Below are 20,911 nucleotides of genomic sequence, written 5' to 3' on the forward strand. Positions count from 1 at the left end.
GTCTTTTCAGACGGCCCCTTCGCTATGTTGCTCGCATATGAAACTTAATTTCTTTGGCGGCTCTATCGGCTAATCTCCGTACTTCTGCTAGTGATTTTCCTTGTGTGATGATATAGGCATAACGGTGCCCCATGGATAAAGGTGGGATGAGTAAGGTTCCTTTTTTAGGCTTTATATAGACGTCATAAACGCCAGGTAATTTTGCTGCGCGTAGCTTTCCAGTCACTTTTTGTAGTATACCTTTGCGCTTTACAATTAAGTACTTTGTATACACAAATTTTTGATGTGTAGGTTCTAAATGGGGTTTTTGTCCAAGGAATAACTTAAGCGTTTGCTCCACTAAATTAATACCAAAGGCAGCTTCAATCATTTTATTCATGGCACCACCAGAAATGCGCGGGTTAATTTCGATGAGCTTCCAACCATGAGGTGTCAAACGAAGCTCTAAATGGAGTGCACCTGTCTCAATATCAAAGTTAGTGACAATTGAATGTAAAACATTTTCAAGACCTGCTTGTAATTTTGGAGGGACCGTTGCTAATACACCATATCCTGTAATGATAAATCGCTGACCTTTTGTAATCTCTTGTTTGATGATAGCGACAATATGTGCTTGACGTTCATGGACAATAACTTCTACTAAATACTGAGGGCCATCTAAAAATTCTTCCACAATAATAGATTCCTCTGGATACTTATTGCGAAGGGAGGAGATATGTTTATTCAATTGCTTTTTGTTATTAGCAAGCAATACATCTTTTGAGCCTGTAGATTTCGGTGATTTTACGATGACAGGGAAGTGCAATTTTTTAGTGAATTGGTCTTGAGGATTAATAATCTGGAACTTAGGTGAATATGGTTCGTTTAATAAAAAGTTTCGCGTTTCTTCTTTATCCTCCATCATTTTAATCGCCTTAGAAGAAGTAAGATTGTGACAAAATTCATCACATAGTAAAGCAGCGACATGTACAAACGGATCAACAAAACTCACAATGTTTTGAATATCGAGTCCAATGCTTAGTAGTTTTTGAATTTCTTGTTTCATTTCTTCTAGGTTTGTTGTGTCAATCAAAATCATATTATGAATATCGGGATAGAGCTCACGCTGTTCTATTTGTCTTGGATTATTTGTGAAAAGAACGACCAAATAGCCTAAGTTTTCCGCTGCTTTAGTTGCTTCTCTACTGGAACCGGATTTATTTACACCTATAAAGAGTATGGTTTTCAAAATATTCATCTCCATTATTTCTCTAATTGTTATACCCTTTCTTAAATGTATGGTGAAAAATAGTTTTTGCATGGTTATCCATCACGTTTAATTCAAATATCTAAGCAATGTTTTTTTTAGCACATACGATATAGAAGAAAGGAGGGGGAAGTGTAGGGTGAAACCTCTTTCGGTGAAACAATTATGTACAATTATTTCAGGAGAGTTGGTACAAGGAGAAGAAGTTATCATTCAGTATGGTGCGTATCGATTAAAGCAAGTGAAGCATAAAAATACGGTTCTCTTTATCGAAAAGCGAATCGTAAGGTGGGAAGAACTTGCTACGTATTTTCCGCTAGTGCTTGTGACAGAATTGTCATACAGTTTTCGTGAACTACCACAACAAGTTACCCTTATTCAAGTAAAGCGTTCCGAAGAGGCTTTCTGGAAATTTATCAATTATTACCGTAATCAGTTTCAACTGCCGGTTGTAGCCATAACAGGAACCGCTGGAAAAACAACAACAAAGGAAATGGTAAAGCACATTCTTACACCTTACAAAAAGGTGACAGCAACACAGCTTAGTACGAATTCGAGAACGGCTTTTTTACAGTATTTATTAAGCATTGAGGAAGATACAGAAGCGGCAGTTTTTGAAACAGCAGTCGGTGCACCAGGGGATTTACGTAGAGCAGGTGCCTATTTTAAGCCAACGATTGGTATTATTACGAATATAGGTGCTCACCATTTAAATTATTGTAAGACACTTGAAGGGTACATCGAGGCAAAAGGAGAAATGGTAGATATTATAGACCCTAATGGGACATTAATTGTCAATGCTGAAGATGGAAATACGAAAAAAATTGACCTACAAAAATTTAGTGGCAACATTATTAGAATAGGAAAGGACGCATCGTGTGATTTTAGAGCGAGCGATTTAAAATATGGTGTAAACGGTATGCAATTTAAGGTTCATCATGGGCAACAGCATTATGATATACAAGTACCTGGTTTTGGTGAACATCAAGTGTATAATGCGCTTGCTGCTATCGCGGTGGTTGTTGAAATGGGTTTAACGATTCCGGAGGCGGCACAGCAGTTGCAAACATTTAAGCAGTTGAATAAACAGCTTCAATTATTTAATGGCATGAATGGGGCGCTGCTTTTAGATGATACATGGAGTATTACAACGACTTCACTTAGTGCAGCGTTAGATGTGTTAAATGCATTAGCCAATAGAAAGAAAAGGGTAGCGATTATTGGCACGATTACAGATGTTGGGTCTTGGGGATATACGATTCACGAGCAAGCAGGTGAGCTAATTTATAAAAAAGGCGTGGATGTGCTAATAACAGTAGGAGAGCATGCAAAAATAATGGGCGATTACGCCGTAAAACTAGGTTTCCAACAGCCTGTTTATAGCTTTAAAAATAGCATTTTAGTATACGATTTACTAAAGGACATTGTGGATAGTAATACGATTATTTTAATTAAAGGTGATATGTACAGTAAAACGATGATTGAATTAGCAAGCAAATTAAGAAAAAAAATCTAAACCTTTCTCTTTTATATAAGAGGGAGGTTTTTTTACTACTATCATTTTGTATATTTATGGTTTTGCAGGCAAATACCCGGTCATTTAAGTGGCGAAAAGAATATAGTGTGAGAGAAGGGGGTGAGAGAAAGATGGGGGTAATTTGTCCTTGTGGTGTAAGGGTTGCTGCATTTGCTTTAAGAGAAAACGTGAGATTTTCCGGGGTAAATGGAAGTATAAGAGGCAATTTAACATATGCTGCAAATGTATGTGTGACTACTCTTGATACATCAACACTTTCATTGCAATTTGAAGATACTGAAACACCAGATCAATACAGTTTTTTATTCACGGCCAATGCCATCACATCTGTTCAGTGTCGAAGAGAGGGTCAAAACTGTGTCGTGACAGTGGAAGGTACAGGCATCATCGGTATGACAGAATATGCGTTTGTTGCCGTTTTCCGAGACCAAGTCGCACAAGCAGCCAATGATATTGTGCAAGACTTTATTATTACAGGGTATTTTGACCAAACAGGAGCAGTTCCAGTAAGCCAAGGTTCCATTGTTGCTTTAGGATGTCAAAGTTTATAACAATTGATTGTTTGTTCCCCTCAGTAGCATTTGAAACTGAGGGGGCTATCAAGTAAAAGGAGAGGCGTTATGAAAGCGGCAAGAGGTAGAATAGGTCAATATAAAATACTCCAACAAGAACAGAGGCTACATCCGTACCTTGCCCCAAATGAGCAATTTTCGAAAGAATCCTTATTTTCCATGTTAGCAAGTCATCGACAAATTATATTGAAGCCTGTATATGGCACAGAGTTTATTACGATTGCTGTCGAAGAAGGATCGTTTCATCTAAACATAAATGACATGTTCATTCAAGTATCAGAAAAAGAAGACGTATATAAAATCCTCCAACGGGAAATGAGTGAACAACACTATATTATTCAGCCACAATTAACGCAAACTTCTTTATGGAGAAGGGCATTTCACCGTTTTGTAACCGTTCATAAAAAGACATCTAATTGGCAAGTCACTTGTACGACAAAACATTCCAATCACTTTTTTGAGCCATTTGTCTATAGGTACTGTTTTCATAAAATGCAAGACATCGCACTTTTAGTGGCACAACAACTTGGGCAGTTTTATACAAACTGTGAGTGTATTGTGATTGAAATGGCATTTAATTTAAAGGGTGACATTTTGATTTATGATACGACATTACACTTCTCTATTAGTAAGTGGAACCAATATCAGATTCTCTCTCATTTGATGCCTCAAACGGATTTACTCACAGAGGCGACATTCCAAAATTTTTTGAAAAAATATGACATGGTTTTTTTGAAACCATGCAACGGTCAACAAGGAAAAGACATTATAAAAGTACGTAAATGGAATAATACGTATGAAATTTATATCGGTATCTCTAGATTGGAAAAACAAGACGTAGTAGAAGCGTACCAATACATTTGTCAAATATGCTTAGCGCCTAAGCATTATATCATTCAACAAGGGATTCCTTTAACGATGATTGAGGATTGCTTTATCGATATACGGGTGATGACACAAAAGGTCGATGGTGATTGGCAAGTGACAGGGAAGGCTGTGAAAGTGGCCGGTCATTTATTTTTTATTACGAATGCAGCACGGGCCATTCTTCCGTTAGAAGAAGCCCTGAAGCAAACACCTATTTCACCAGAGTCTTGGGAAGATCTTGCTAGTCAAATAGATGCTATCTGTTTAGCAGCGATGAAAGAGCTGGCACATCGTGATCATGTAACGGTTGTAGGATTTGATGTTGGAGTGACAGACCGGGGGGAAGTATGGATTATTGAAGGAAATTATGTACCAGATATATCCATATTTAAACGGTTAGAAGATCAAACGATGTACGAAACAATCCTAACAAATAGAAATATAGTAGTAAAACAACCTAGTGAGCACTCTTGAAGGTTCATAGGATAGTGAGAGGAGGGGATGGTATGCAAGCATTACAGGTAAAATCTATTCGTCAATTACTAGGAGGAGAACTACTAAACGGCAAGGAAAACTGGTATGTGCAACATGCTATTTATTATAAACGGCATGATTTAGTAGCAACGCATACACTACTGTTTGTGAGTAAAAGTGACACTATAGACTGGAAAGAGTTGGATAGAAGAGCGCCTGCTGTCATCATTTCTGATAAACCTACTGCTGAACTAGCACAAGCATTGCCGCAAACAACGGTGATTCAAGTACGGAGCGTATTACAAGCTTATTGGAAGTTTATCTACTATTATCGACAGTTATTTCAGCTACCTGTTGTCGCGATTACAGGCACATGCGGAAAGACAACAACAAAAGAGATGCTTAAGCATGTTTTGAGCAAGGATATGTCTATTCAAGCGTCAATTAGCAGTAAAAACGAGCCACGTCAATCCCTACCTTATTTAATGGGCATCGATGAACATACACAAGCAGCGGTATTTGAATTAGGTTTAGGGAATAACGGGAATATTAAACACCAATGTATGATTTATCAGCCAACAATCGGCATTATTACGAATATTGGCGTTCATCATTTAGATGGTTGCCGAAATTTAGAAGGGTATATAAAAGCAAAAGCTGAAATCGTGGAAGGGATACGACCAGATGGTACGTTAATTATGAATGCAGATGATGGAAATATAAAGAAAATTTCATTGCATGCATTTAAAGGAAAAGTCGTAACATTTGGGATGAGTCAAACCGCAGATGTGCGTGCTTCTCATATTCAATTTGCAAAAGAGGGAATGAAGTTTCAAGTTCATACAGATGATCAGAGCTTTCAGGCATATATTCCTGGGTATGGTGAGCACCAAGTGTATAACGCGCTTGCTGTCATTGCCACGATAAAAGAACTTGGCCTATCGGTTCAGAAAACCATTTTACGCTTAAGAACGTTTCAACAAATGGCAAGGCATTTGGAATTTTCACAAGGAATTGGTGGAAGTACGATTATTGACGATACGTGGACAAATAACCCCACGTCGATTGAAGCTGCTATCAAGGTGTTGCATTCCATTGGAAAAAATAAAAAGGTCATTGTCGTTCTTGGGGATATTAAAAGGCTTGGTAATTTTGAAAAAAAATATCATCAAGAGATTGGTAGTTTAATTGCACAGTATGATATTCAAACGCTTATTACCATTGGCAGTAGAGCGGAGGAAATTGCCAAGCAAGCATTAAAGGAAGGGACAACAGCAGAAGTGCATGCGTTTAAAGATGTTGAAGGCGTATTGGACGTATTAAAACCCAAGCTAGATGCGCGTACGCTATTACTCATCAAGGGACCGATGTCGAGTAGGTCAATGATTGCCTTTGCCAATCAACTAAAAGAAAGCCCCTAAAGTGTGAAAAAGAAGAATCCGAATGATTCTCATCGAATTCTTCTTTCTCATAGTAGGTGCTTTACATAACACGACGTGCTGTTACATAGTTATTCTTTGACCATGTGGAGAGGATATTTTGTTTAACAGCGGTACCATTTGTTTTCAGCATAATATATTGATTATCGCCAGTATAAATAGCTGTTTGCGTTATTTTTTGGCCACCATTATTATTTGAAAAGAACAATAGGTCACCCTTTTGTAAATTCGCTTTAGCAACAGCTGTTCCAACCGTCGCTTGCTGGCTTGCTAATTTATACTTTAGGTTAATTCCGTTTTTCTTATATACATAGTAAGTAAAGCCGGCACTTGTAAATGTTAATGCACTCTCATTATAGCTATAACCAAATGTTGCTTTACCTAATAAGCTTGTTGCCGTTGACACGACTTGAGTAGCGGAAGTCGTTGATTGTGTTGGCGGATTTGTCGTAGACATGTTAGCAACGCGTCTAGCCGTAATATAATGGTCCGCATAGTAATCTACTAATAGCACTCTCGTGATAATGCCATTTGAATTTGGGATAATAAGGCGATGATCGCCAGCGTAGATAGCGACAAGCGAAGGTGTTTTAGATCCTTTTGTACTATTAAAGAACACTAAATCCCCTTTTTGTAAATTTGATTTCGAAACAGCTGTCCCTAATTTCATTTGTTCATTAATTGTTTTTGTTCCAAGTGATACGCCGTTTTTACGGTAAATATACTCAACAAATCCACCACCTGTAAATGTAAGCGCAGCTTCGTTATTCACTGAGCCCATTTTTACTTTATTTAAATTGGCGTAAGCTGTTGCTACAATTGAATCGCCTTTTGTAGCAGGGTTAGAAGACATCAGTGTTGGTAACACACGTCGAGCTGTCACATAGCTTTCTGTGTAATAAGGTTTGCTATCTAAATCTGAAATAACGATATTTTGCTTAGGATCGGCCATATGGATGACTTTGTTATTCCCAATATACATCGCTACATGATCAGGGTCAGTCCCTGTTGTTTTACTTTTAAAGAACAGTAAATCCCCTTTTTGCAACTGACTGCGTGGCACATACGTCCCTTGTTGCATCATATAATTTTCATTATAAGTGGCAAGGTCTACCCCGTTTTTCTCGAAAATATACATAAGAAAAGTAGCACATGAAAATTTATAAGGATAAGTGGCTTTGTACTCGGTGTTACTATACGTCGCTTTACCAATTAAACTTTTTGCTGTCGCAATAAGTTGATCTGCCTTTACGGCAACGGCTTGCGCATTATTTTGTGTAGTAGCTGTTGCTGCCGATACTTCAATCGGTTCTGTAATGGTTGGTATAGTAGTAAATGAGCTAAACCCAATCGTCAATGCTAAAGTAGTGGTTAAAAAATGTTTCTTCATAAAGTACCTCCTAAATGACTTGATATGAGCAAAAATATTACTGTCGTTTAAAAGCATAATTTGCATCCATTTATAGTGATATATCTTTCTTTGTAAGGTTAGCGGTTGCTTGGCGCAGAAGTGCGAGAATTCTGTGTAAAGGAACTGCTACTTTATCGGATGGAAATTAGTGCTATTTGCTCGTTATGAATTAACACTATTGACTCTAGCATAGAAAACATAGAATTCTTGTAGGTAAATGTTTCCGTTCGTTTTAAGAAAGTACGCCAAGGCTTGAGTTTATTGGATTTGAAAGTATAAATTACAGTTTAATTACAAATGTTTCAGTTACATATAATGGTTTTTATACAGAATATTAATTTTCTAAGAGTCGCTAGTTTCTACTCCAATTCATGAGCATCTTACTTCACGGTTTATCATTCTTAACGTTTGACGGGGAATAATATTTTACTAAAAATACCATGTTAGGGAGGGATATGTATTTTGTCATTCACAGTTTTTTTGACGTAGCCATGCGTTGGACTAGTTTCTAAAATAGCATTATTTTGCTTAGGTTAGAGTTTTTTTCATGTAGTAGTATTAATTGTTGGGAAATACGGATATGTCAATGTTTTGTCAAGTCTGAATACCTTGAAAATGATGTGCATTTACTATATAGTCATAAGAGACAATGAGCTAAATTGGAGGACTTAAAGATGACTAATATTTTTGCTATTGTGTTAGCAGCTGGTCAAGGAACACGTATGAAGTCCAAATTATATAAAGTGCTTCACTCTGTTTGTGGTAAGCCTATGGTTCAACATGTTGTAGATCATATCGGAACACTTGATGTGGAACGTATTGTCACAGTTGTTGGGCATGGAGCTGAGATGGTGAAGGAACAACTAGGTGAACAAAGTGAGTACGTATTACAGGCAGAACAGCTTGGTACTGCACATGCAGTTCAACAAGCAGAACCTCTTTTAGGAAAGCTTGAAGGCACAACATTAGTTGTTTGTGGTGATACGCCATTAATTCGCCCTGAAACAATGAAAGCATTGTTTGATTATCATACTTCTCAAAATGCAAAAGCGACAATCTTAACAGCGGTAGCTTCTAATCCGACTGGTTACGGTCGTATTTTACGTGATACGGAAGGAAATGTAGCACAAATTGTAGAGCAAAAAGATGCAACAGAAGAGCAAAAGAAAGTAACGGAAATTAATACGGGTACTTACTGCTTTGACAATAAAGCATTATTTGAGGCTTTAAAGCTTGTGAAAAATGATAATGCACAAGGTGAATACTACTTACCAGACGTCATTGAGATTTTACAAAAGCAAGGTGAAGTTGTTGCAGCATATGTAACAGACCATTTTGATGAAACACTTGGTGTAAACGATCGTTTTGCTTTATCTCAAGCAGAAGAAATTATGCGGGCGCGTATTAATGAGCGACATATGCGTAATGGTGTTACGATTATTAATCCGTCTACAACACATATTAGTGCAGAGGCTATTATTGGTTCAGATACAATCATCCAACCAGGCTGTGTCATTGAAGGAAATACAGTTATTGGTGAGGATTGCGTCATTGGTCCAAATAGTCATATCGTGAATAGTACAGTTGGCAACGGCACAACGATTCAGAACTCTGTTGTATTAGATAGCACAGTAGGCCATAAAACAGCTGTTGGTCCGTTTGCACATCTGCGTCCAGCTTCGGCATTAGGTGACCATGTGAAAATTGGTAACTTTGTAGAAGTAAAGAAAAGTACTTTAGGTAATAATACGAAAGTATCACACTTAAGCTACATTGGAGATGCTGAAGTAGGAGATAACTGTAATATCGGTTGCGGTTCGATTACAGTCAACTATGACGGTAAAAATAAGTTCAAAACAATTATTGAAGACGATGTATTCGTAGGTTGTAATTCAAATCTTGTTGCACCAGTGACATTAGGTCAAGGCTCATTTATTGCGGCAGGTTCTACTGTCACACAAGATGTACCAGCAGATGCATTAGCTGTTGCCCGTGCACGACAAGAAAATAAATTAAACTATGTTAGTAACAAACTAAAATAATTAAAAGATAAAACAGGAGGCCATCATGCCGTATCAATACGCTGACTCAAAATTAAAAATCTTCTCGCTAAACTCAAATAACCCACTTGCACAAGAAATTGCAGACGAAATGGGCGTTGAGCTTGGTAAATCATCTGTAAAGCATTTCAGTGATGGAGAAATTCAAATTAGTATTGAAGAAAGTATTCGCGGTTGCGACGTATTTATCGTGCAATCAACTTCTGCACCTGTAAATGAACACTTAATGGAACTATTAATTATGGTTGACGCTGTAAAACGCGCTTCAGCTCGTACAGTAAACGTGGTAATGCCTTACTACGGTTATGCACGTCAAGACCGTAAAGCAAAAGCACGTGAGCCAATTACAGCAAAATTAGTAGCTAATCTTTTAGAAACGGCTGGTGCAACTCGCGTCATCGTATTAGATTTACACGCACCACAAATTCAAGGTTTCTTCGATATTTTAATCGATCACTTAGTAGCTGTTCCAATACTTTCTGATTACTTCAAATCAAAAGGTTTCAACCCTGAAGACGTAGTCATCGTATCACCAGACCATGGTGGTGTAACACGTGCACGTAAAATGGCTGAGCGCCTAAAAGCACCAATCGCAATTATCGATAAACGTCGTCCGAAGCCAAACGTAGCAGAAGTAATGAATATCGTTGGTAACGTTGACGGTAAAGTAGCTATCTTAATCGATGATATTATCGATACAGCGGGTACAATTACAATCGGTGCTAATGCTTTACTTGAATCTGGTGCAAAAGAAGTGTATGCTTGCTGCTCACACCCAGTATTATCAGGTCCAGCAATTGAGCGTATTGAAAACTCAGCAATTAAAGAATTAGTCGTAACAAACACGATCCAATTATCAGAAGACAAAAAGTCTCCGAAAATTAAACAGCTTTCTGTTGCTGGCTTAATGGCTGATGCAATTGCACGTGTTTATGAAAACAAATCAGTAAGTACATTATTTGATTAATGATTAGAATAGGGCTATGTGCAATTATTGCACATAGCCTCTTTTCGTGCTTTCTTCATAAATGTTTAGTTTCAGCCTATCTGGGTAAAGCTGAAGGTGAAGACTTTTATGGAAAAGGGGATTTAAAAATGACTGTATTAGCGGCAATAACACGTGAAATTGGCTCTCGTTCGATTTTAACGAAAATACGAAATGACGGAGGTATACCGGCCAATGTCTACGGCTACAAAACCGTAGCGACACCAATCAAAGTAGGTGCGAAGGATTTAACAAAAGCGATACAAACAAGTGGTCAAAATGCGGTGTTTACATTAAGTCTTAATGGGGAAACCGTGAATGCTGTGATTAGCGAAGTTCAACGTTGTGCATTAAAAGGTCATATTAAACATATCGACTTCCAAGCCATTAATATGAGTGAGGAGCTCGAGGTGGAGGTGCCAATTGCAATCGTTGGGGAATCGTTTGGCGTGAAAGATGGTGGTGTTTTAATGCAACCTATTCATACGTTAAAGATAAAAGTAAAGCCAATGGATATGCCAGAATCGATTGAAATTGATGTATCGACATTAGACATTGGAGACACGCTATCTGTTGCGGATATACGAGGGAACAGCAAATTTGAGCTATTGAACGCTGATGAAGATACACTTGTAACCATTACACCGCCAGCGTCTGAACCAGCAGATGCAATCAATCCAGCAGAAAAAGAACCAACTGCAATTGAAACACCGGAAGCAAAAGCGTAATCAAAAGATATAATATAAAAAAATTGCACGGACAGGTAGCCGTGCAATTTTTTATTTCAAATATTTATTTTTAGGTATAGCCTGCGTGTACAAGATGAATAAAGTAGTTTCATAGAGACGAGATAAGTTATATTTTTTACAGCGACTATATAAATTAACTTAAAACTGTCGACATTTGTAGCGTTCATATCGTAACGCAACCGCCTACTATAAAGGGAGAGCAAAAGTCCGCGGTAAATAAACGGTCAAAAAGCGACGGTATCCGAGCAAATCGTCGCTGCATCCGGTCAAAACACCTTGGTATGAGCAAAACTGCCTTATCCGAACAAAAGAACTTTATTAAATGACCAGGGACTTTGTATTGTAGGAAGTTTTGATTTAGGTATGTTAAAATAAGCTACAATTATAAAAATAAAAATGAGGTTTTTAACGATGAAGTTAATTATCGGTTTAGGTAATCCGGGTAAGCCATATGAGCATACGCGCCATAATATAGGATTTGATGTCATTGATGCATTAGCAGATCAATGGGGTGCCCCATTAAATCAAACAAAATTTAATGGCATGTATGCGAGTATACATCGCCCTGAAGGAAAAGTAATGCTTTTAAAGCCCCTTACGTATATGAATTTATCAGGTGAATGTGTTCGTCCGATGATGGATTATTTTGATATTGATGTAGAAGATATTATTGTGATTTATGACGATTTAGATTTAGAAACGGGCAAGCTACGCCTTCGTACAAAAGGAAGTGCAGGAGGTCATAATGGTATTAAATCATTAATCCAACACCTAGGTACACAGGAATTCAATCGCATCCGCGTTGGCGTAAGCCGCCCACCAGCAGGTATGAAAGTAGCAGACTATGTGTTATCGAAGTTTTCAAAAGAAGATGAGCCGATTGTTCAAGATGCGATAAAAAAATCTTGTGAAGCAGTTGAAACATCGCTATCTAAAACGTTTTTAGATGTCATGAACATATTTAATGGCGCATAAAAAAATACATGAACGTCTATACTTTGAATACAAAAGTATTCAAAGGAGGGCGCATATGCCAGTTCGTTATCGTTGCAGGCACTGTGAAACAGAAATGGGAACGCTACCGTTTGATGCAGAGGAGACAATCCGTAAGTTGCATCAATTTGAAGTAGGAGAAGTAGATGACTATATTGAAAAGAATGAACGTGGAGAGACTGTTGTTCATTCGATTTGTGAGCATTGTGAAGATTCGCTTCGTCAATTTCCCGATTATTATGCGCTAAAAAATTGGTTACAATAATTTTGACAGTTTTCAACACGAAATAGCGGTTTTGCTTTGGCACACAAACTCTTAAGAGATTCAGTGCGCCAAGGCTTTTTCCGTTTTTATATTACAGGAGATAAGCGGAAAGGAGTTTTTCAATGGAAGTTTTTCATCAACTATTCTTGCAAGATAAACATATAAAATCGTTATTGGACCAAATTAAAAAGGGCGAAGCAGACCAGCAATTAGTAACGGGGTTAACGGGTGGTGCGAGGCCAGCGTTTCTGCAAGCGCTGTTTAAGGAAATGGGAAAACCGATTTATGTGCTATCACCTAATTTATTGCAAGCACAGAAGTTAGTAGATGATTTAGTTTCGTTACTTGGGGAGGAATCTGTGTTTTATTATCCCGCTGATGAATTTATTGCGGCGGATATGACGATTGCTTCTCCTGAGTTACGTGCGCAACGTATTGCGACATTAGACCACCTTGCAAAAGGGACGATAGGGATTTACGTGTTACCAATTGCAGGTGTACGTAAATACATGACACCGCCTAGTAGCTGGCGTACACATTTTTTACAGGCATCGATCGGCGAAGATATTGACATGGATAACTGGCTGACACAACTAGTAGCAATGGGTTATACACGGAATAGCATGGTAACAGCACCAGGAGAGTTTGCGGCGCGTGGAGGCATTGTCGATATTTATCCACCCTATTTAGAGGCACCGATCCGTATGGAGCTGTTTGATACAGAAATCGATTCGATTCGTTCATTTGATGCTGATACACAGCGTTCCATCGAAAAGTTGGATTCCGTACGCATTTTACCGGCAACAGAGGTTTTATTATCTGGGGAAGAACGAGTAAATGTAGCAGAGCGTTTAGAAGGAGCGCTTGCCAATAGTTTAAAAAAGGTCAAGAAACCCGAGCTGCAAGAGCTGCTTATGCACAATATTCAACATGATATTGCGCTGTTAAAAGAGGGGAATTTGCCAACGCATGTAAATAAATACGGTTCGCTTTTATTTGAGGAAAAGACGTTTTTAGGTGATTACTTTGCCCGTGACGGAATTGTATTATTTGATGAATTAGGACGCATTCAAGAAGTAATGGATGCGTGGGAGCGCGAAGAAAGTGAATGGTTCTTATCCCTCATTGAAGAAGGGAAAATACTACACGATGTGAAACCTTCTTTTGCCTTTAAAGAAATTTTAGCGATGATTCGTCAACAAAAAATTCATCTCGCTTTATTTGCACGGACGTTTGCAGGGATACGCTTTTCAAAAACATCGAATTTTTCATGTAAACCGATGCAACAGTTCCACGGGCAAATTGCATTATTGCAAAATGAAGTAGAACGTTGGAAGTTAGAGAAATTTACGGTGTTATTTGTCGCAAACGGACAGGAACGTCTTGAGAAAATGCAAAGTATGCTCGAGGAATATCACATTGATGCACAAATTGCTATGCCAAGTGGGGCAGGTATTTATCTAGTAGATGCGGTCTTATCAGCTGGTTTTGAACTACCGCTCCAAAAAATGGCTGTTGTAACAGACGATGAGCTATTTAAACAGCAGGCAAAGAAAAAGGCACGCCCACAAAAGATGACGAATGCAGAGCGGATTAAATCCTATACGGAAATTAAGCCTGGAGACTATGTTGTCCATGTCCATCATGGGATTGGGAAATATATTGGCATTGAAACATTAGAAGTTGGTGGTACACATAAAGATTACTTACATATTCGCTACCGAGCGGATGATAAATTATATGTGCCAGTCGACCAAATCGATTTAATTCAAAAATATGTCGCTTCGGAGGAGAAAGAGCCGAAACTGCATAAATTAGGCGGAACAGAATGGAAAAAAGCGAAAGCGAAAGTATCTTCAGCTGTTCAAGATATTGCAGATGATTTAATCAAACTGTATGCGAAAAGGGAAGCGGAAAAGGGCTTTGCTTTCACGCCTGATTCAGATGAAGTACGTTCATTTGAAAGTGCTTTTCCGTATGAAGAAACAGAGGACCAGTTACGCACGATTATCGAAGTAAAACGTGATATGGAGCGCGAACGCCCGATGGACCGTCTTGTATGTGGAGATGTAGGATATGGTAAAACAGAAGTGGCCATTCGTGCGGCCTTTAAAGCGATTCAGGATGGCAAGCAAGTAGCGTTTTTAGTACCAACGACTATTTTAGCGCAACAGCATTTTGAAACAATTCAAACGCGTTTTGAGGAGTATGCGATGAATGTTGGTTTGCTTAGTCGATTCCGCACGCGGAAGCAACAGTTAGAAACCATTAAAGGTCTACGAGAAGGAACGGTTGATCTGGTCATTGGTACGCATCGTCTGTTATCAAAGGACGTGCAGTATCATGAACTTGGTTTATTAATCGTGGATGAAGAGCAACGTTTCGGTGTAACGCACAAGGAAAAGATTAAGCAATTAAAAACAAATGTCGATGTATTAACGTTAACAGCGACACCGATTCCACGTACATTGCATATGTCGATGGTAGGTGTACGTGATCTATCGGTCATTGAAACACCACCACAAAACCGATTCCCTGTACAGACATATGTCATGGAGCATAGCGGGGCATTAGTGCGTGAAGCCATTGAACGGGAGATGGCACGCGGTGGACAAACGTTTTATTTATATAATCGTGTGGAAGATATGGCACGTCGTGTAGAGGAAATTCAAGCGCTTGTACCAGAGGCCCGCGTTGGCTTTGCGCATGGTCGTATGACAGAATCCGAATTAGAGTCTGTGATTCTATCTTTTTTAGATGGTGACTATGACGTATTAGTGACAACAACGATTATCGAAACGGGTGTGGATATTCCCAATGTGAATACACTCATTGTACATGACGCGGATCGTATGGGCTTATCACAGCTGTATCAACTGCGTGGACGTGTTGGACGTTCCAATCGCGTTGCGTATGCGTATTTTATGTATCAGCGTGATAAAGTACTCACAGAAGTGGCAGAACAGCGTTTACAGGCGATTAAAGAGTTTACAGAGCTCGGTTCGGGCTTTAAAATTGCGATGCGCGATTTATCCATACGAGGTGCAGGAAATTTACTCGGTGCACAGCAACACGGCTTTATCGACTCTGTCGGCTTTGATTTATACTCACAAATGCTTGAAGAAGCGATTGAGGAGCGTCGAAGCGGTGTGAAAAAAGAAGAGAAACCAGAAGTCGAAATTTTACTGCATATGGATGCGTATATTCCAGATGCATATATTCCAGACGGTTATCAAAAAATTCAAATGTACAAGCGTATTAAAGCGATGGAACGTGAAGAAGACTATTTTGAAGTGATCGAAGAGTTGCAAGACCGTTTCGGTGATTTGCCAGTCGAAACAGAGCGTTTAATGAGAATTGCACGGATAAAGGTATGGGCGCTTGAAGCAGGGATAACAGCCATTAAAGAAAAGCAAGGTATTATGACGATTAGCTTATCCGAAGAAGGGACGGCTCGTGTCGACGGGGCAAAAGTTGTAACAGAATCCATGCAGTTTGAACGTGCAGTCGGCTTTGTTATGGAGGGTACAAAATTAAATTTAACAATCGATATGAAGCGATGCGGCAACTTCTTACCATTTGATATTTTAGAGAAAATGGTGAAAATGGTGTTAGAGGCAAAAAAGCGAGTGGCATAAAGATGGTTATAGTACGATAAATATTAGAAAAAAGCGGGTATGAATTTACCCGCTTTTATTTATTGATGAAATTGTACATATAATTTGTGGGCAGCACTATAATGGATACCATTCATATAATTTAAACGCTGTAATAACTCTTCTTGTTTAGCATATTGCTCGCGTTTTTCAAGAAACATTTTTTCTTTAGTAGAAGAAGTTGTTAACATATCACGTTGACCATTTACTTTTTCGAGATATCTTGTAAAAATACCGTTTTCAACCTCTGTTATGACTTGTGGGCGATTTTTTATGGCAGTCGGATTGTAATAATAGGTTAAATGTTCACCAGCATAGTATTGAGTTTTTCTATAGGCATCAGGTGTTGATGTAACACGCTCTACTTTCATATTTTTCACCTCTCTATATACCATTTTATTTGGATATAAATGGTGTTAATGACACTAAAATTATAATTTTTTTTAAAAAAAGATGAATAATTATTATAAACAAGGTCTAAATACCTAATTATAGATACGTTTTTTTTGCATAGTTTTCTTTTCACTAAACCATACTAATTGGGAACAGAGCGAAATTTGTGGAAAGTGAGGTAGCATATGAAAGCAACAGGTATTGTACGTAGAATTGATGATTTAGGGCGCGTGGTTATACCAAAAGAAATTCGCCGTACGATGAGAATTCGTGAGGGGGATCCTCTAGAAATTTTCACGGATCGTGAAGGCGAGGTTATTTTAAAAAAGTATTCTCCAATAAATGATTTAAGCGAATTTGCTACAGAATATGTGGAATCGCTCTATGAAGCACTAGGCTTACCCGTATTTTTAAGTGACCGAGATGAAATGATTGCGATTGCGGGTGTTACGAAAAAAACATATAGCCATCGTCGTTTATCGACCTTTGCCGAAGATGCGATGAAGGAACGACGCCCAGTTATACATCAGCAGGAAACGGTGCTTGAACTTGTGCCAGGGCAATTTGAGGAAGTAAAATCGTATTGCATTGCACCCATCGTTGCAAATGGTGATATTATTGGTGCCATTTATGTCATTTCAAAAGACGGGCTGATCGGCGCTGTTGAACAAAAAAGTGCTGAAATTGGTGCGCTCTTCTTAGCAAAGCAAATGGAAAACTAAATTTTTGATAAGACGTCCTTCATGACGAGGGCGTTTTTTTTATGCGTATTATTCATGGTATACTTGTAACATTGTATAGATGAGGATGGGTCTTATATGTCATCGCAATTTAGTATGAAAAGTTATATGAAAGGCGCACTTCTCTTAACGGTTGCCGCTCTTATTGTCAAAGTATTAAGTGCTGTTTACCGTGTGCCTTTTCAAAATTTAGTGGGTGATCAAGGGTTTTATGTGTACCAGCAAGTGTATCCGTTTATAGCATTCTTTGTTGTCTGGACTTCAGGTGGGGTTGCTGTCGCTATTTCAAAGCTACTCGCTGATACAAATGATGAACAAATAAAGCATGGTATTACGAAAACGGTATTTCAATACTTAACGGTACTATCACTGCTCTTTTTTGCTTTATTATTTTTCGGTGCACATTTGCTGTCATCTTGGATGGGTGATCCGTTACTTGCACCACTATTACAAACCGGCGCATTCGTTACACTTTGTATGCCAGCACTTGCGGTGATGAAGGGTACATTTCAGTCGCGTGCCATGATGGAACCTGTTGCCTATGCGCAAGTGTTTGAGCAGACAGTACGTGTTGTCATGATTTTAATCGGCACGATAGTTGTCGTATCGCTGCTCTCTCAATCCGTATATGCCGCTGGAAATATGGCAGTGCTAGGTACCGTGATTGGTGAATTAGCAGGTGTCATTTTATTATTTGTTTATATGAAGAAGAAGGCGCTTTTATCCAAAGAAACGGTTGCTATTTCGAAGTGGCCGATTATAAAAGAAGTAACTATTTTTAGTATAAGTGTGAGTATGAGTAGCCTATTATTACTTACGTATCAACTTGTGGATTCTTTTACTGTATTCTCAATGTTAGTAGAGTCCGGGCTGGAAACGCTTGATGCAATGGCAATCAAGGGGATTTATGATCGTGGTCAACCACTTGTACAACTCGGTGTCGTGATCGCTTCTTCATTTTCGCTCGCCATTGTACCACTTGTGACCTATAAATCTAAGCAGGGTACCCGTGGTGAAGTACCGTATATTCAATTAACCTATCGTGCATCGTTAGTATTCGGCATAGCGGCAGCGCTAGGGCTTATACTGGTGATGCCCTATGCGAACGCATTACTGTTTAAAACAGATGCTCTTTCATCGGTACTTATGTTATATGTATTACAAATTGTATCATTATCGATCATTTTAACGTTTACAGCCATTTTACAAGGGTATGGTAAATTAAAGATTCCTTTTTACTGTTTACTTGGCGCCCTTTCATTAAAAATCGGTGGTAATATGTTGTTGATTCCACTAATAGGGATTGCAGGGGCAGCCATTGCGAGTAATATCGGATTATTCACTTGCGCTATGCTTCTCGTATATTATTTTAAAAAAGTAAATAGGGTCATATTGGCAACAGGTAGCTTTTATAAAAAGTTATTGATAGCGAGTATCAGTATGACAGTTGTCGTAGCGCTAGCTGTTGTACTATTAAATCATATAATAAGCTTTACATCTGTCCGTATGGCAGCGCTTGTCTATAGTGCCGTCTTAATTTCACTTGGCGCATTTACATTTATAACAGCGGTGGCTAAGCTACAAATTTTAAGTGTACGGGAATGGTTTATTATTCCTTTCGGAAGAAGAATGTCCACATATCAATTATGGTTAAATAAAAAGAAGTAGGTGTTTACACATGCATCAATTAACAGTGATCGGCCTAGGTGCGGCAGATTTTAATCAGCTGCAAATGGGCGTCTATAAGCAATTAAAACAAGCAGAGACATTATACGTTCGTACAGAAGATCATCCTGTACTGAATGATTTAAAAGAAGAAGGCATCAAATTTTCAAGCTTTGACTATGTATATGAGAAGCATGATACATTTGCACCTGTGTATGAGGAAATGGCTTCCCTATTAATCGAAGCAGCAAAGGAAGCCCCTGTGATGTATGCAGTGCCCGGGCATCCGCTTGTAGCAGAGCAAACCGTGCAGCATTTAATCGAGGCAGAGCGTAACGGGCAAGTAACGCTAAAAATCGAAGGTGGTCAAAGCTTCCTAGACCCCATTTTTGGCGCATTAAAAATTGATCCAATCGAAGGCTTCCAACTACTAGATGGGACAAGTATGTCAATGCATGCTATTAACATGCGCCAGCACATTTTAATTGCGCAAGTATATGACGCATTTAGTGCATCGGAAGTGAAGCTCACATTAATGGAGAAATACCGAGATGATTATCCGGTGACAATCGTGACAGCGGCAGGTTCAGCTCAGGAGAAGTTAACGACTGTGCCTCTGTACGAGCTTGATCACGTAGCAGAATTAAATAACTTAACAACGGTTTATGTGCCGCCTGTGACATCAGATGAAGAGGCATTAAGGGATTGGACGACTTTCCGCAAAATTATTGCGACGCTTCGTGGTCCAGAAGGCTGCCCGTGGGATCAAAAGCAAACACATGAATCGTTGAAAAAATATTTACTTGAAGAGGCACATGAGTTTTTAGCCGCTGTGGATGCAGAAGATGATGAAGGCATGATTGAAGAGCTTGGCGATGTGTTGCTACAAGTATTCTTACATGCACAAATCGGTGAAGATAACGGCTATTTCAATTTGGAGGAAGTACTTGCCTCTATTAGTGAAAAAATGATTCGTCGCCATCCGCATGTATTTGGCGATGTATCAGTAGAGGATGCAGACCATGTTGTGGCAAATTGGGAAGCAATTAAACGTGCGGAAAAAGGACAGGTAGAAGGGCGTTTACTTGAAGGTAAGTATCGCGCGGAATCTGCTTTGCAAACGGCTTATAATTATCAAAAAAAGGCGGCAAAAGTAGGATTTGATTGGCCAAATGCGGATGATGCATGGGAAAAATTCATCGAAGAGATGAAAGAATTCCAAGTTGAAATGAGCGAAGGCTCCCCTGCTACACGCCTAGATGAGTTTGGCGATGTGCTGTTTACATTAGTAAATGTGGCACGTTTCTATAAAATCTCACCGGAAGAAGCGATGTTACACGCGAATGAGAAGTTTGCTCGTAGATTTGGTTATATCGAAGAACAAGTAAAGGCGAGCGGGAAAGACTTTGACGCATTCACATTAGAGGAGTTAGATTGCTTTTGGAATGAGGCAAAGCGTATGGAAAAGGGGGAATAAAAATTGCGTTTAGATAAGTTTTTAAAAGTATCACGTTTAATAAAACGACGAACATTAGCAAAGGAAGTAGCTGTGCAAGGGCGCATTACAATTAACGACAAGGTCGCAAAAGCAAGTAGTGCCGTGAAAGTGGGCGATGAACTAGCTATTCGCTTTGGACAAAAAATTGTCACAGCTCGTGTGGAAGAGATTCGTGAGAATGTTCGTAAAGAAGAAGCAACAAAGATGTTTACGATTGTAAAAGAGGAAAAACTAGAGAAGATTGAGCCTGAGTTTATTGATGATGAAGAATAAATGAAATTTAAAATAAAATAGAAAAATGAGAGCATGATAGTAAATTTTACTGTCATGCTTTTTTCTATGTGTGCATACAGTGTAGAAA

General features: G+C 38.7%; 17 protein-coding genes. 14 read left to right on the top strand and 3 right to left on the bottom strand.

Translation table 11 applies throughout. From position 1 onward, the window contains the following. Positions 1-22: 22 nt before the first annotated feature. Positions 23-1,228: an ATP-grasp domain-containing protein gene (locus ACQQ2I_RS00350; RefSeq protein ID WP_431028582.1), complete on the bottom strand. Its 1,206-nt coding sequence runs from the start codon at positions 1,226-1,228 to the stop codon at positions 23-25. 157 nt (positions 1,229-1,385) lie between these two features. Between ACQQ2I_RS00350 and ACQQ2I_RS00355 the strand changes: the two genes are divergently transcribed. From ACQQ2I_RS00355 to ACQQ2I_RS00370, 4 genes are all read left to right on the top strand, one after another. Further along, the gene (locus ACQQ2I_RS00355) at positions 1,386-2,762 is read left to right on the top strand and encodes a Mur ligase family protein (RefSeq protein ID WP_431028583.1); all 1,377 of its coding nucleotides are present in this window, start codon (positions 1,386-1,388) and stop codon (positions 2,760-2,762) included. Positions 2,763-2,893: 131 nt separating this feature from the next. Then, entirely contained in the window at positions 2,894-3,334 is a 441-nt protein-coding gene (locus ACQQ2I_RS00360; RefSeq protein WP_431028584.1) for a hypothetical protein, read from the top strand. 69 nt (positions 3,335-3,403) lie between these two features. Continuing rightward, positions 3,404-4,696 carry a YheC/YheD family protein gene (locus tag ACQQ2I_RS00365; RefSeq protein WP_431028585.1) on the top strand — a complete coding sequence of 431 codons (1,293 nt, stop codon included), beginning with the start codon at positions 3,404-3,406 and terminating at the stop codon, positions 4,694-4,696. 32 nt (positions 4,697-4,728) lie between these two features. Next, positions 4,729-6,117 carry a UDP-N-acetylmuramoyl-tripeptide--D-alanyl-D-alanine ligase gene (locus tag ACQQ2I_RS00370; RefSeq protein WP_431028586.1) on the top strand — a complete coding sequence of 463 codons (1,389 nt, stop codon included), beginning with the start codon at positions 4,729-4,731 and terminating at the stop codon, positions 6,115-6,117. 61 nt (positions 6,118-6,178) lie between these two features. On the opposite strand, the gene ACQQ2I_RS00375 is transcribed toward ACQQ2I_RS00370, so the two are convergent. Then, positions 6,179-7,525 (bottom strand): C40 family peptidase, encoded by a 1,347-nt coding sequence (locus ACQQ2I_RS00375; RefSeq protein WP_431028587.1) that lies wholly within the window; start codon positions 7,523-7,525, stop codon positions 6,179-6,181. Between the two features lie 695 nt (positions 7,526-8,220). On the opposite strand from ACQQ2I_RS00375, the gene glmU reads away from it, so the two are divergent. The 6 genes from glmU (at position 8,221) to mfd (ending at position 16,236) form a co-directional block, all read left to right on the top strand. Continuing rightward, complete coding sequence (glmU, locus tag ACQQ2I_RS00380; protein WP_431028588.1) at positions 8,221-9,588, top strand: bifunctional UDP-N-acetylglucosamine diphosphorylase/glucosamine-1-phosphate N-acetyltransferase GlmU; 1,368 nt, start codon at positions 8,221-8,223, stop codon at positions 9,586-9,588. 25 nt (positions 9,589-9,613) lie between these two features. Continuing rightward, the gene (locus ACQQ2I_RS00385; RefSeq protein ID WP_431028589.1) at positions 9,614-10,573 is read left to right on the top strand and encodes a ribose-phosphate diphosphokinase; all 960 of its coding nucleotides are present in this window, start codon (positions 9,614-9,616) and stop codon (positions 10,571-10,573) included. 128 nt (positions 10,574-10,701) lie between these two features. Then, positions 10,702-11,319 (top strand): 50S ribosomal protein L25/general stress protein Ctc, encoded by a 618-nt coding sequence (locus tag ACQQ2I_RS00390; RefSeq protein ID WP_431028590.1) that lies wholly within the window; start codon positions 10,702-10,704, stop codon positions 11,317-11,319. Positions 11,320-11,751: 432 nt separating this feature from the next. Next, positions 11,752-12,315, top strand: a complete 564-nt coding sequence (pth, locus tag ACQQ2I_RS00395) for an aminoacyl-tRNA hydrolase (RefSeq protein ID WP_431028591.1) — start codon at positions 11,752-11,754, stop codon at positions 12,313-12,315. A gap of 55 nt (positions 12,316-12,370) precedes the next feature. Further along, complete coding sequence (locus ACQQ2I_RS00400; RefSeq protein ID WP_391375797.1) at positions 12,371-12,598, top strand: anti-sigma-F factor Fin; 228 nt, start codon at positions 12,371-12,373, stop codon at positions 12,596-12,598. A gap of 122 nt (positions 12,599-12,720) precedes the next feature. Continuing rightward, positions 12,721-16,236 carry a transcription-repair coupling factor gene (gene mfd / locus ACQQ2I_RS00405; protein ID WP_431028592.1) on the top strand — a complete coding sequence of 1,172 codons (3,516 nt, stop codon included), beginning with the start codon at positions 12,721-12,723 and terminating at the stop codon, positions 16,234-16,236. Between the two features lie 59 nt (positions 16,237-16,295). Here the strand turns inward: mfd and ACQQ2I_RS00410 are convergent, their stop codons facing one another. Then, positions 16,296-16,625, bottom strand: a complete 330-nt coding sequence (locus tag ACQQ2I_RS00410; protein WP_431028593.1) for a hypothetical protein — start codon at positions 16,623-16,625, stop codon at positions 16,296-16,298. Positions 16,626-16,832: 207 nt separating this feature from the next. Here ACQQ2I_RS00410 and spoVT point away from each other — a divergent pair, with 207 nt between their 5' ends. The 4 genes from spoVT to ACQQ2I_RS00430 all read left to right on the top strand — a co-directional run bounded on the left by spoVT (position 16,833) and on the right by ACQQ2I_RS00430 (position 20,823). Then, the gene (gene spoVT / locus ACQQ2I_RS00415) at positions 16,833-17,369 is read left to right on the top strand and encodes a stage V sporulation protein T (protein WP_431028594.1); all 537 of its coding nucleotides are present in this window, start codon (positions 16,833-16,835) and stop codon (positions 17,367-17,369) included. Positions 17,370-17,465: 96 nt separating this feature from the next. Beyond that, positions 17,466-19,055, top strand: coding sequence for a putative polysaccharide biosynthesis protein (locus ACQQ2I_RS00420; RefSeq protein WP_431028595.1), 1,590 nt, complete (start codon positions 17,466-17,468; stop codon positions 19,053-19,055). Positions 19,056-19,065: 10 nt separating this feature from the next. After that, positions 19,066-20,529, top strand: a complete 1,464-nt coding sequence (gene mazG / locus ACQQ2I_RS00425) for a nucleoside triphosphate pyrophosphohydrolase (protein ID WP_431028596.1) — start codon at positions 19,066-19,068, stop codon at positions 20,527-20,529. Positions 20,530-20,532: 3 nt separating this feature from the next. After that, positions 20,533-20,823: an RNA-binding S4 domain-containing protein gene (locus ACQQ2I_RS00430; RefSeq protein WP_431028597.1), complete on the top strand. Its 291-nt coding sequence runs from the start codon at positions 20,533-20,535 to the stop codon at positions 20,821-20,823. The last annotated feature ends 88 nt before the right edge of the window (positions 20,824-20,911 follow it).

Source organism: Lysinibacillus sp. LZ02 (assembly GCF_050613145.1).
GTDB lineage: Bacteria > Bacillota > Bacilli > Bacillales_A > Planococcaceae > Lysinibacillus_B.

Excerpts from the sequence above, each read along its gene's own strand:
- mazG (WP_431028596.1), top strand. The coding sequence starts at position 19,066 with ATGCATCAATTAACAGTGATCGGCCTAGGTGCGGCAGATTTTAATCAG.
- ACQQ2I_RS00410 (WP_431028593.1), bottom strand. The coding sequence starts at position 16,625 with ATGAAAGTAGAGCGTGTTACATCAACACCTGATGCCTATAGAAAAACT.
- ACQQ2I_RS00385 (WP_431028589.1), top strand. The coding sequence starts at position 9,614 with ATGCCGTATCAATACGCTGACTCAAAATTAAAAATCTTCTCGCTAAAC.
- spoVT (WP_431028594.1), top strand. The coding sequence starts at position 16,833 with ATGAAAGCAACAGGTATTGTACGTAGAATTGATGATTTAGGGCGCGTG.
- ACQQ2I_RS00420 (WP_431028595.1), top strand. The coding sequence starts at position 17,466 with ATGTCATCGCAATTTAGTATGAAAAGTTATATGAAAGGCGCACTTCTC.
- ACQQ2I_RS00365 (WP_431028585.1), top strand. The coding sequence starts at position 3,404 with ATGAAAGCGGCAAGAGGTAGAATAGGTCAATATAAAATACTCCAACAA.
- ACQQ2I_RS00375 (WP_431028587.1), bottom strand. The coding sequence starts at position 7,525 with ATGAAGAAACATTTTTTAACCACTACTTTAGCATTGACGATTGGGTTT.
- ACQQ2I_RS00370 (WP_431028586.1), top strand. The coding sequence starts at position 4,729 with ATGCAAGCATTACAGGTAAAATCTATTCGTCAATTACTAGGAGGAGAA.
- glmU (WP_431028588.1), top strand. The coding sequence starts at position 8,221 with ATGACTAATATTTTTGCTATTGTGTTAGCAGCTGGTCAAGGAACACGT.
- pth (WP_431028591.1), top strand. The coding sequence starts at position 11,752 with ATGAAGTTAATTATCGGTTTAGGTAATCCGGGTAAGCCATATGAGCAT.
- ACQQ2I_RS00400 (WP_391375797.1), top strand. The coding sequence starts at position 12,371 with ATGCCAGTTCGTTATCGTTGCAGGCACTGTGAAACAGAAATGGGAACG.
- mfd (WP_431028592.1), top strand. The coding sequence starts at position 12,721 with ATGGAAGTTTTTCATCAACTATTCTTGCAAGATAAACATATAAAATCG.
- ACQQ2I_RS00390 (WP_431028590.1), top strand. The coding sequence starts at position 10,702 with ATGACTGTATTAGCGGCAATAACACGTGAAATTGGCTCTCGTTCGATT.
- ACQQ2I_RS00360 (WP_431028584.1), top strand. The coding sequence starts at position 2,894 with ATGGGGGTAATTTGTCCTTGTGGTGTAAGGGTTGCTGCATTTGCTTTA.